An 11,419-nucleotide genomic window follows, 5' to 3' on the forward strand; every position below is an offset into this window, starting at 1 on the left:
GCCGCCCGGTGACCGCCGAGGCGACCGGGGTCCGGCTGGAATGCGACGGGCCGGTGGCCACAGTCACCCTGTGCCGGCCCGACGTGCTCAACGCGCAGACCCCGGCGATGTGGCGCGCGATGAGCGAATTCTCCCGGGTCCTGCCCGGCGATGTACGCGTCGTGATCCTCCGTGGGGAGGGGCGGGCGTTCTCGGCGGGACTGGACCTGTCGACAGCCGGCGCCTCCGGCCCGGACTCCTTCGCCGAGCTGGCCGCCCTGCCGGAGTCGGAGTGCGCCGACCAGATCGCCGGTTACCAGGCCGCTTTCACCTGGCTGCACCGGCCGGACATCATCTCCATCGCCGCCGTGCAGGGGCACGCCATCGGTGCCGGCTTCCAGCTGGCCCTCGCCTGCGACCTGCGGGTACTGGCCACGGACGCCAAGCTGTCCATGGCCGAGGCGACCATCGGGCTGGTGCCGGACCTGGCCGGCACCAAACGCCTGGTCGAGTTGGTCGGCTACAGCCGGGCGCTGGAGATCTGCGCCACCGGCCGGCGGATGGACGCCGCCGAGGCGGACCGTATCGGCCTGGCCACCCTGGTGGTGCCCAACGACGAGCTTGACGGCGCGGTACGCGACCTCGCCGCGGGCCTGCTCGCCAACGACCGTAACGCGGTCGTGGAGATCAAGGCCCTGCTCGCCGGGGCGGGCGGCCGAAGCCACGCCGAGCAGCAGCGGGCCGAGCGGGAGGCGCAGACCCGACGGTTGCGTGATCTCACCGGGCGCGGCGAATAGTCGGCGAGAATAGTAAGGACCGATCGGGAAGTACCGGGTTACTTACGAGGTTGTCGTAGGCATCGGGAGAATTGACCCGACGGCAGATCGACTGACGATTCGATCGCCAGTGACGACCCGGAGGTGACGCTTGTCCAACCACATGGCCAGCGGCGGTTGGGGCATGCTCCGGTCGATGCGCAGTCGCGACGAGATCTCCACCCACCGCCTCAAGCGGGGGGTGGCCCGGCGGATCGTCGCGTTCGCCCAGCCCTACCGCCGCGACATCATCGTGTTCCTGCTGACGGTGATCGTCGCAGCGGTGATCGGGGTGGCCACCCCGCTGCTGGCCGGTGACGTGATCGACGCCATCACCCGGGGCGGCCCCGAGGGTGGGTCCGTGGTGATCCGGCTGGCCCTGTTCATCGCCGGGCTGGCCGTCGCCGACGCGTTGCTCTCGCTGGCCCAACGGTGGTATTCGGCGCGCATCGGCGAGGGCATCATCCTGGACCTGCGTACCCGGGTCTACGACCACGTGCAGCGGATGCCGCTGCAGTTCTTCACCCGCACCCAGACCGGTGCCCTGGTCAGCCGGCTCAACAACGACGTGCTGGGCGCCCAGCGGGCCTTCACCTCGACCCTGTCCGGGGTGGTCAGCAACGTGATCCAGTTGCTGCTCACCGCCGCGGTGATGTTCACCCTGTCCTGGCAGATCACCGCGCTGTCGCTGGTGCTGCTGCCGGTGTTCATCATCCCCGCCCGCCGGGTCGGGCGGCGGCTGGCCGAGATCACCCGCGAGTCGTACAACCTGGACGCCAAGATGAACGCCACCATGACCGAGCGGTTCGGGGTGTCGGGCGCACTGCTGGTCAAGCTGTTCGGCCGGCCGGAGGCCGAGGCCGACCGGTTCGCCCGCCGCGCCGAGCGGGTACGCGACATCGGCATCCAGTCGGCGATGTACTCCCGGACCTTCTTCGTGGCGATGATGCTGGTGGCCTCGTTGGCCCAGGCGCTCACCTACGGCCTGGGTGGCTGGCTGGCGGTCCGGGGTGACGTCAGCGCCGGCACGGTGGTCACCCTCGCGCTGCTGCTCACCCGGCTCTACGGTCCGCTGACCGCGCTGAGCAACGTCCGGGTTGACGTGATGAGCGCCCTGGTCTCCTTCGACCGGGTCTTCGAGGTGCTCGACCTGAAGCCGGCGATCACCGAACGACCCGACGCGGTGCCGGTGCCCAAGGGCGCGGGCAAGGTGGAGTTCCGCGACGTGCGGTTCCGCTACCCGAGCGCGGCGGAGATCTCGCTGGCCTCCCTGGAGGAGGTCGCCACCCTGGACCGGACGATCAACGACCCGGTGCTCAAGGGCGTCTCGTTCACGGTCGAGCCGGGCCAGATGGTGGCCCTGGTCGGCCCCTCCGGTGCCGGCAAGTCCACCCTGTCCATGCTGATCTCCCGCATCTACGACGTCACCGACGGGCAGGTGCTGGTCGGTGGGGTGGACGTGCGGGACGCCACCCTGCCCTCCCTGCGCGACGAGATCGGCGTGGTCACCCAGGATTCCCACCTGTTCCACGAGACCATCGCGGAGAACCTGCGGTACGCCAAGCCCGACGCCACCGACGAGGAACTGTGGGCCGCCCTGGCCGGCGCCCAGGTGGCCGACCTGGTCCGGTCCCTGCCCGACGGGCTGGACACCACGGTGGGGGAGCGGGGCTACCGCTTCTCCGGCGGGGAGAAGCAGCGCATCGCCATCGCCCGGCTGCTGCTCAAGGCACCCTCGATCGTCATCCTCGACGAGGCCACCGCCCACCTGGACTCCGAGAGCGAGGCGGCCGTGCAGCGGGCGCTGTCGGTGGCGCTGACCGGACGCACCGCCCTGGTGATCGCCCACCGGCTCTCCACCGTCCGCGACGCGGACCAGATCCTGGTTCTGGACGGGGGGCGGATCGTCGAGCGGGGCCGGCACGAGGAACTGGTCGCGGTCGGCGGCCTCTACGCCGAGCTGTACCGCACCCAGTTCGCGCTGGCCGACTCGCCCAGCCCGTACGCCGATGCCGCCCACCCGGAGCCGGTCGTCATCCCCACCCGCGAGTACCTGGCCGACGAAGCCCTGCCGCCCGCCGCCGCCAACTGACCACCCCGGCGGGCTACCACCCCGATCGCCCGCCGCCAACCGAGCCCCGCCTGGCTGTCCGTCGGCCGCCGCCAGCGGATCCGCCGGGCTACCGGCCCGGCGGGTTACTCGGTGGCCGCTTCGCGGAGGGCGGCGAAGGCGGCGGCCAGGGTCTGCGGGGTGTAGTGGGCGTTCAGGCCGCTAGGGTTGGGCAACACCCAGAGCCGGGCGTCGGCCAGCGGCTCGGGCTGCCGACCGAAGGTCGCCCTGGGTCGGGCGAACCCCACCCGGTAGGCGGTCACCCCGACCACGGCCACCCAGCGGGGCCGGTACCGGGCCACCTTCTCGGTCAACTCCCGGGCCCCGGCCACCAGTTCGGCTGCGGTCAGCTCGTCGGCCCGGGCGCTGGCCCGGGCGACGATGTTGGTGATGCCCAGCCCCAGTGCGGGCAGGGTGTCCTGCTCGCTGGGGTGCAGCAGGCGGGGGGTGAACCCGCTGCGGTGCAGGGCCGGCCAGAACCGGTTGCCCGGGCGGGCGAAGTGCCAACCGGTGGCCGCCGACCACAGCCCCGGGTTGATGCCGACGAACAGCACCTCCAGGCCGGGGCGGATGACATCCGGCAGGGTCTTGTCCACGGCCGCGGCCAGTTCCTCCCGGCTGGGGCGCGGATTCGGGCGGGGGGCCACCGCCGCACCCGGCTCGGTGACCCCCTCGGCGGGCGGTTCGACGGTCACAGGCCGCGCAGCGCGCCGCCGTCGACCGGGAGGGTGATCCCGGTGAGGTAGCTGGCCGCGGGGGAGAGCACGAAGGCGGCGACCCGCCCGAACTCGACCGGGTCGCCGATGCGCCGCAGCGGGATGCCGGCCTCCGCTTCGGCGCGGGCCCGCTCCGGGTCGCCACTGGCGGCGAAGAGTTCCCGGTTGCGGTCGGTGAGGATGCGCCCCGGCAGCAGGCCGACCACCCGTACCCCACGCGGGCCGTACTCGTCGGCGACATCCTTGGCCACCCCGGCCAGGCCGGGTCGCAGGCCGTTGGAGATGCCCAGGCCGGGCACCGGCCCCCGGGCCGAGGTGGAGAGCACCAGAGCGATCGCACCCCCCTCGGGCAGCGCGGCGGCCACCGTCCGCACCATCCGTACGCTGCCCAGAAAGACCGTCTCGAAGGCGTGTCGCCACTGGTCGTCCTCGATGGAGGCGGCGCTGCCCGGGGTGGGCCCGCCCACCGACACCAGGGCCCCGTCCAGCCGGCCGAAGTGCTGGTGCGCGGCCTCCACCAGCCGGCCGGGGGTGGTCGGGTCGGCCAGATCGGCGGTGATGCCGACCGCCCGGTCCGGCCCGCCCAGGGCGGCGGTCGCCGCGGCCACCTCGTCGGCACGCCGGGCCGAGATCACCACCCGGGCACCGTCGGCGACCAGGCACTGCGCGGTGGCGTAGCCGAGGCCGCGGGAGGCGCCGGTGAGCACGTACACCCGGTCGGTCAATCCCAGATCCATACCGCCGATCCTGCCGCAGCGGGTCCCCGGCAAGCATCCGGGGTTGGGTCGCCCGGCCGGGCGTCGATGCTGCTACCGGGCCGAGCGGAGCAGGCGTACCCGGCCGGCCAGCTGCACCGCGACGGCCCGGTCGGCCCGGCCGATGGCGGGCCACCGGCGGTGGCGGGGGGCGGTCGTGCCGTCGTAGCGGTGGGTGGCCTCCCGGGCGGCCAGTTCCTCGGCCCCGAGCGCCGGCAGGGCATGGCGGGTGTGCAACGCGCGGGCCAGTTCCCAGCCGTCGCGTAGACCACCGAGGTTCGGCCGGTCCGCCGCCCACTCGACGAAGGCGGCCGGCCATCGCGGGCCCAGCCCTGCGGCCAGCAGGGGCCAGTGGCGTGCCACCTCCCCGGCGCGTTTGCGCAGCAAGGCGGCTCGGGCGGCGGCCAGCGGGGCCGGTGCGAAGCCCGGCGGTGGGGGCCCACCGGCCACCAGGGCCGCGACGAGTTCCGCCTGCCGTGCCGCCAGCGACCCGGTGGCCGGAGTCGGTAGCTCGCCGGTGAGGTCCGTGCCGTCGACCGGAGGAGCGCTCATGTCACCAGGGGAAAGCCGGTGGCGGCGGCCACGGCGTCCAGTTCGGCGCGGAGTTCGGCGGCGGGCGGGTAGTGCCCGTCGCGTTCCAGCAACACCGCCGGTGGACGGCGTCGCGCGCACAACTCGGCTAGCAGTTCCAGCACCGGCGGGGGCACCGGATCGGTGTGCGTGTCGTGGTAGAAGCCACCCTGCTCCGCACCGCCGGCCACGTGCAGGTACGCCACCCGTTCCAGGGGCAGCCGATCCAGCAGGGCCAGCGGGTCGGTGCCCCGGTTGCGGGCGTTGGCGTGCACGTTGGCGATGTCGAGCAGCAGCAGCGCGTCCGTACGGGCCAGGATCTCGCTGAGGAAGGCCGCCTCGTCCAGTTCGTCGTCCGGCCAGTCGAACAGCGCCGCGATCGGCTCCAGGGCGATCGGCACCGGCAGTTCGGCCTGGGCCCGCGCGACATTGGCGCAGACCGCGTCGACCGCCTCCCGGGTGCGCGGCAGCGGAAGCAGGTGCCCGGCCTCCATTCCGCCGGCCCGGACGAAGGCGATGTGCTCGCTGACCAGCGGCGCGGCCAGCAGTTCGGCGACCGCCGCCAGGTGGGCCACCCGGGCCGGCTCGACCGGCTCGGCCCCGCCGAGGGAGAGCCGCACCCCGTGCGGTACGACCGTCACCCCGCGCTCTCGCAACTCGACCAGGGCCTCAGGTGGCGGCCCGGCGGTGGGCACCGACTCGGCGATCACCTCGACGAACCGTAGGCCGGGCAGCTCGGCGACGAACCCGGCGATTTCGGGCCGCCAGCCGATGCCCACCCCCTGCGGACCGGTCATCCGCCACACCCGCCGCCACCACAGCCGCCGCCACCGCCTCCGCTGTCACTGCTTCCGCTTCCGCCCCCGCAACCGCCACCACCGCAACCCCCCGCCGTACTGCCGCCCCCGGTCGCCATCGCCTGGCGTTGGATGTCGGCCTGTTGGGCGAAGGTCGGGTCCATCAGCCAGAGGGAGCCGGTGCCGTAGAGGGCTACCGCCATCGCCACTCCGGTCGAGCCGTAGACGGTGTACGCCGGTTTCGAGGCGGGTGCGAGGTGGCGGTTTCGGTGCCGGAGGCCGAGCAGGGCCATCTTGGCCGCCCGGGTCTGGCGGGGCACCCGGAAGAACAGGATCATGGTCAACACCGCCAGCGGCCCGACGATGAACACGAGGTACCACACCGGACGGTCGTTGGCGACGCCGGCGGCGATGCGGGCGACCCCGAGCGCCACCAGTGCGGCCAGCAGCAGCGCTCCCAGGCGCAGCCTGGCCCGCCGGTCCGAGCCGACCAACAGGTCGTGGCGGGCCAGTCCGTCGCGCAACTCGTCGAGGGCCCGGCTCACCCACTCGGTAGAGCGCAACTGTCGGGCGGGGACGTGCTGGCTGGCCGCGTAGTGCACCGCGCGGTCGAGGGGAGTGGCCCCCGCCGGTAGCGGGCCTTCGGCGATGAGCGCGCCGCGGTCCTGCACCCCGAGCGCCCGGTGGCTGCGCAGGCTGCTGACCGAGGACCAGATCGCCCGGTCGGGCCCGTCGTTGAGGTACGCGACCTGCTCAGGGGTGAGCTGATCGGCGGAGGGCGCGGAGCGGCCGGCCAGGGTACGCCGCCGGTGGATCAGTACACCGATGACCAGTACGACAGTGGCCAGCAGGTAGAGGATCAGGAAGGTGCGACTGGGAACACCCCAGGTGTCGAACTCTGCGGTGGGCGCCATCATGGCCGGCTCCTGTCGGGCGAGGGGGAACGCGCTTCATTGTGCGGCGGCGGTGCCAGTGGTCGATGGGTGCCGATGCGCAGTTACCCCGTCGTTACCGGCGGCGTACCGCCTCCTCGACCATGTCGAGCACCGGGCCCAGGTCACCGGCCGGTCGCCCCATGGCCAGGTGCAGCACCAGCCCGTCGTAGGCGAGTTCGAGGAAGCGGGCCAGCACCTCGATCGGAATGTCGTCGCGCAGCACCCCGGCGTCGCGTTGGCGTGCCAGACGGTCCCGGGTGGCCTCGGCGATGGCCTCGGACCGTTGCGCCCAGCGCTTGGCGAAGGCCGGGTCGGTACGCAGGCGGCGGGAGACCTCCAGTTGGCTGCCCAGCCAGCCGGTGGTGTCCGGGGAGACCGCCCGGGCCAGCAGGTCCCGCATCACCTGCACCAGGCCGTGCCGGGCGACCGTGGCCACCATCGCCGCCGCGTCGTCCTCGGCCACGGCGAGGAACAGCGAGTCCTTGTCCCGGAAGTGGTGGAAGATGGCGCCCCGGGACAGCCCGGTCGCCTCCTCCAGCCGGCGGACGGTGGCGCCCTCGTAGCCGTGCCGGGCGAAGCAGGGCCGTGCGGCGGCGAGAATCTCCTGCCGGCGGGCGTCGAGCTGATCCTGACTTACTCTGGGCACAGTCCGATCGTGTCAGCCCACCAGAGGGAAGGCAAACCGTACGTACGGCTTGGTTTCCTGGTCGAGGCGGCAAGGCGCCCGGTCCTGACCCGAGTCCGTAACATTGCGACCTGTCGGTCGGGTACCCGATTACCGTAGGGTTCCCGAGTGCCACTGCTCCTGCTGGACCTGGACAACACCCTGCTCGATCGGGCCGGGCCGTTCCGCATCTGGGCAGAGCGTTTCCTCGACGGCATCGGGGCCCCGCCGGGTGACATCGAATGGCTGCTGTCGATCGATGCCGACGGCCTCACCGACCGGTGGGATGTCGCGGACGCCATCCGGGACCGTTACCGACTGCGCATTCCCTCCATCGACCTGGTCGAGGAGTTGCACGACGGGGTCGTCGAGTTCACCCGACTCGATCCCCTGGTCGCCTGCGCGTTGCGCATCGCCGACGGCGCCGGCTGGATGCCGGTGGTGGTCAGCAACGGAGCGGTACGCCAGCAGGACGCCAAGATCCGGCGGACCGGGCTGGACCGGTACGTCGCCGACTGGGTGATCTCGGAGGAGGCCGGGGTCAGCAAGCCCAATCCCCGGATCTTCGCGCTGGCCGCCCAGCGGGTCCGGATGCCACTGCGCGGTGCCTGGGTGATCGGTGACGGCCCCGAGGCGGACATCGGTGGCGCGACCGCCGTCGGCCTGCCCAGCATCTGGCTGCACCGGGGACGACGCTGGAGCGACACCCGCTTCGCCCCGACCGTCACGGTCGACACCGTGATCGCCGCGGTCGCCGCCGTCATGGGGGCCTGAGGACCAGCCGATCCGAAATGCGGTTGACGCGGGGTGCGGGCACCGCGAAACATCGTCTGCGCATCGTGCATCCGGGCGCTCGCCCGGTCGAGGAGAGGGGGTCGGTCATGACCGTATTCGCGGGTCACTTCCTGCCTCCAGTCACCTCGACCAAGGGATTTAAGCGCAGTGCGCGATCACGACTTCTCGGCGCGGGAGCGCCACCCCCGCGGCAAACGCCGCTTCGACGACGATGACGAACCGTACTTCCTGAAGCGCGGGCAGGCCCGCGTCTCCGTACCGGCCGAACCGGCCGACGAACCCGATCCGGAGACCGGTGCCGTCTGGTCCTCCTGGGACGACGCCCTGCACGGCCCGCAACCCCATCCGGCCTGGCTGGTCACCGATCTGGCCGCCAAGGACACCGAGTTGGGGGTGCTCAAGACCGGCAAGGAGGCGGACGTCCACCTGGTCCGCCGGGCGGTGCCGGACACCGACCGTTCCTGCCTGCTGGCGGCCAAGCGGTACCGCGATCCCCGGCACCGGCTGTTCCACCGGGACGCCGGCTACCTGGAGGGCCGCCGGGTCCGCCGGTCCCGGGAGATGCGGGCGATGACCGGCCGGACGGCCTTCGGCCGACAGATGATCGCCGGGCAGTGGGCGGCGGCGGAGTTCGCCGCGCTGGCCCGGCTCTGGGAGATCGACCAGCGGTACGCGACGATCGCGGTGCCGTATCCGGTGCAGTTGCGGGGGACCGAGCTGATGCTGGAGTTCCTCGGCGACCCGGACACCGGCCGGGCCGCTCCCCGGCTGGCCGAACTGCGGCCGGCCGCGGCCGAGCTACGCGGGCTGTGGGAGCAACTGGTCGAGGCCCTGACGGTGCTGGCCCGGGCCGGGTACGCCCACGGCGACCTGTCGCCGTACAACCTGCTGGTGCACGCCGACCGGCTGGTGCTGATCGACCTGCCGCAGGTGGTGGATGTGGTGGCGAACCCGCAGGGACGCGACTTCCTGGCCCGGGACGTCCGGGTGGTCGCCACCTGGTTCGTGGCCCGGGGGCTGCCGGCGGGCCTGGCCGACCCGGTCGTGCTCACCGAGGCGCTGGCCCGCGAGGCGGGCCTGCGCTGAACCCCCGGCCGCGCTGACCCCTGCGCTGAAACCCCGGCTCCGGGTGGTGGGACGGAAGCCACCCGGAGCCGGGGTGCCGCTACTGGAGGTAGCGTTCGACCTCCTCGGTCGGTCGGGGGCTCTGCGCCTCCGGATCGCCGTGCGCCTGCCGGGCGGCCCGGCGGCGGCGTAGCAGATCCCAGCACTGGTCGAGGGACTCCTCCAGCTCGCGCAGCCGGGTCCGGGTGGTGTCGTCCGTGCCCGCCTCGGTGGCCTGCGCGTCCGCGCGCAACCGGTGCTCCTCGTCGACCAGCTCGGAGATCCGGCCCAGGATGGTCTTGTCGTCCATCCCCTGAGCCTGGCACAGCGATACGGCCCACCGCCTGAATTCACCCGGGCGGCGTGGCTCGATCGCCGGCCGGACCGGCCCGCACCCCGAGGCGCGGGGATCCCGACCATGCCATGCCGGACATGACGTAGATCACCCTATCCGATCTGATCCGTCGATCGACGGCCCGTGTGCTGACGGATACCGGCAGTGCCGTCGTCTCGTCGATGACCCATTTGAGCTGGGCAAACGCGCTGTGGCCAGGTGGACGGGGTGGTCCTCGGGTGGGCGGGGACGCCGGAACGCGGCGGCGGAAGGCCGTCGAGCCACGCGAAATCCGTTCTGGACAGCGGGAATGTCGACCATGAAGATTTCTCGACACGCGACTAGTGAGGGATACCACTGCGATGTCATGCTCTTCGCAATCGTGGCATTCCAAAGAGTAAACCCACACCCCGGGGAGTCTGTGCGAGTGGGAAACAACCACGCGACAAATGTCCAAAGCCGACGCGCAGAGTCGGTACCGCTGCGACACGTACTGCCGGGCCTGTTGCGCGATCCGGCCCGCGCCCTGGTGGAGTGCGGCGAACGGTCCGGCGGCGAGGTCGTGCGGCTGAACCTCGGCTCCTTCCGACCGTTCCTCGTCACCCACCCCGAACACCTCCAGCGGGTGCTGCGGGAGCGGGCCGACAACTATGTCCGGGCAGGGGACGGGCTCCAGTGGCGGCCACTCAAGCGGCTGTTCGGCGAGGGCATTCTCAGCGACGGTGAACACTGGACCAACAGTCGACAGATTCTCCAGCCGTTGTTCACCGCCCGGCGCATCGACGGGCTGGTCGACCGCCTGGCCGTGGCGATCGAGGAGTCGATCGACGAGCTGGCCGAACCGGCCCGCTCCGGCCAGTCGGTGGACATGGGCAAGGTGCAGGCCCAGGTGGTCTGCTCGGCGATCATGCGGGTCTTCTTCGCGGACAAGATCTCGGTGTCGGACGCCATGCAGATCATGGAGGCCCAGGACGCCATCGCCTGGTCGGTGATGCCGCGGATCCTGGTGCCCTGGGCGCCGCTGGCCGCGCCGATGCCCGGCGACCGGACCTTCCGCCGCTCCGTGCAACTCATCGACGACCTGCTGATGCCGACCATCCGGGCCGCCCAAAACACCGCCGAGGCCGACTCCGACGACATCATCTCCACCCTCTGGCGGGGACGCACCGAGGACGGCGGCCGGTTGGACGAACGCCAGGTGCGCAACGACACCGTGGCGATGGTGGCCACCACCACGGAGACCACCATCAGCGTGCTCACCTGGCTCTGGCCCCACCTCGAACAGGACCCGGAGATCTCCGACCGGCTCTACGAGGAACTCGACCGGGTGGTCGGCGACCAGCCGGTACGCGGGCAGCACCTGCGCGAGCTGCGCTACACCCGGCGGGTGCTCGACGAACTGCTCCGGCTCTATCCGATCGGCTGGCTCTTCCCCCGGATGGCGGTGCAGGAGGACACCCTGGGCGGGGTGCGCATCCCGGCCGGCTCCACCCTGGTGGTCAGCCCGTTGATCACCCAGCGGATGTCGCAGTTCTGGGACCGGCCCGAGGTCTTCGATCCGGACCGGTTCCGGCCGGAACTGGTCCGCGGCCGGCCCAAGTACGCGCACTTCCCGTTCGGCGGGGGTCCGCACCAGTGCATCGGGATGCACCTGTTCTACCTGGAGGCGACCCTGATCGTCGCCACCCTGCTCAGCCGGTACCGGTTCCGGTTGAGCCGCCCGGCCGTACCCGGGATCAAGGTGGCCGCCGCGCTGCGTCCCCGGGACCGGGTGGAGGTCACCCTGCGGCCCGTGGCGGGTGTAGCGGCGTGAGTCTGGTGACCCAGTCGCCGCCGGAAACCGGC

Annotated in this window: 12 protein-coding genes; 5 read left to right on the plus strand and 7 right to left on the minus strand. The window is 72.2% G+C overall.

The features are described 5' to 3' along the window. The first annotated feature begins 8 nt into the window (after positions 1 to 8). Together OIE53_RS02895 and OIE53_RS02900 are read left to right on the plus strand one after the other, a co-directional pair. Positions 9 to 776: an enoyl-CoA hydratase/isomerase family protein gene (locus tag OIE53_RS02895; RefSeq protein ID WP_327025005.1), complete on the plus strand. Its 768-nt coding sequence runs from the start codon at positions 9 to 11 to the stop codon at positions 774 to 776. 142 nt (positions 777 to 918) lie between these two features. Then, a complete protein-coding gene (locus OIE53_RS02900) occupies positions 919 to 2,886 on the plus strand; it encodes an ABC transporter ATP-binding protein (RefSeq protein WP_327027044.1) in 1,968 nt (655 codons plus the stop codon). 104 nt (positions 2,887 to 2,990) lie between these two features. Here the strand turns inward: OIE53_RS02900 and mug are convergent, their stop codons facing one another. The 6 genes from mug to OIE53_RS02930 form a co-directional block, all read right to left on the minus strand. Next, positions 2,991 to 3,599: a G/U mismatch-specific DNA glycosylase gene (gene mug / locus OIE53_RS02905; RefSeq protein ID WP_393338204.1), complete on the minus strand. Its 609-nt coding sequence runs from the start codon at positions 3,597 to 3,599 to the stop codon at positions 2,991 to 2,993. After that, entirely contained in the window at positions 3,596 to 4,357 is a 762-nt protein-coding gene (locus tag OIE53_RS02910) for an SDR family oxidoreductase (RefSeq protein WP_327025006.1), read from the minus strand. The genes mug and OIE53_RS02910 overlap by 4 nt, the downstream gene beginning before the upstream one ends. 72 nt (positions 4,358 to 4,429) lie before the next feature. Continuing rightward, positions 4,430 to 4,927, minus strand: a complete 498-nt coding sequence (locus tag OIE53_RS02915; protein ID WP_327025007.1) for a hypothetical protein — start codon at positions 4,925 to 4,927, stop codon at positions 4,430 to 4,432. Then, positions 4,924 to 5,742 (minus strand): DUF692 domain-containing protein, encoded by an 819-nt coding sequence (locus tag OIE53_RS02920; protein WP_327025008.1) that lies wholly within the window; start codon positions 5,740 to 5,742, stop codon positions 4,924 to 4,926. Before OIE53_RS02920 ends, OIE53_RS02915 begins: the two co-directional genes overlap by 4 nt. Continuing rightward, the gene (locus OIE53_RS02925) at positions 5,739 to 6,659 is read right to left on the minus strand and encodes a TIGR04222 domain-containing membrane protein (protein WP_327025009.1); all 921 of its coding nucleotides are present in this window, start codon (positions 6,657 to 6,659) and stop codon (positions 5,739 to 5,741) included. Before OIE53_RS02925 ends, OIE53_RS02920 begins: the two co-directional genes overlap by 4 nt. A 91-nt stretch (positions 6,660 to 6,750) precedes the next feature. Then, complete coding sequence (locus OIE53_RS02930) at positions 6,751 to 7,323, minus strand: TetR/AcrR family transcriptional regulator (RefSeq protein ID WP_327025010.1); 573 nt, start codon at positions 7,321 to 7,323, stop codon at positions 6,751 to 6,753. Between the two features lie 147 nt (positions 7,324 to 7,470). On the opposite strand from OIE53_RS02930, the gene OIE53_RS02935 reads away from it, so the two are divergent. Both OIE53_RS02935 and OIE53_RS02940 read left to right on the plus strand, forming a co-directional pair. After that, a complete protein-coding gene (locus OIE53_RS02935; RefSeq protein ID WP_327025011.1) occupies positions 7,471 to 8,115 on the plus strand; it encodes an HAD family hydrolase in 645 nt (214 codons plus the stop codon). 168 nt (positions 8,116 to 8,283) lie between these two features. Further along, complete coding sequence (locus OIE53_RS02940) at positions 8,284 to 9,222, plus strand: RIO1 family regulatory kinase/ATPase domain-containing protein (RefSeq protein ID WP_327025012.1); 939 nt, start codon at positions 8,284 to 8,286, stop codon at positions 9,220 to 9,222. A gap of 79 nt (positions 9,223 to 9,301) precedes the next feature. Here the strand turns inward: OIE53_RS02940 and OIE53_RS02945 are convergent, their stop codons facing one another. Then, positions 9,302 to 9,550, minus strand: coding sequence for a DUF2630 family protein (locus OIE53_RS02945; RefSeq protein WP_327025013.1), 249 nt, complete (start codon positions 9,548 to 9,550; stop codon positions 9,302 to 9,304). Positions 9,551 to 10,079: 529 nt separating this feature from the next. On the opposite strand from OIE53_RS02945, the gene OIE53_RS02950 reads away from it, so the two are divergent. Then, positions 10,080 to 11,387: a cytochrome P450 gene (locus OIE53_RS02950; protein WP_327025014.1), complete on the plus strand. Its 1,308-nt coding sequence runs from the start codon at positions 10,080 to 10,082 to the stop codon at positions 11,385 to 11,387. Positions 11,388 to 11,419 lie beyond the last annotated feature (32 nt).

Origin of the sequence: Micromonospora sp. NBC_01739, assembly GCF_035920385.1 — a bacterium.
In the GTDB taxonomy this organism is placed as follows: Bacteria; Actinomycetota; Actinomycetes; order Mycobacteriales; family Micromonosporaceae; genus Micromonospora.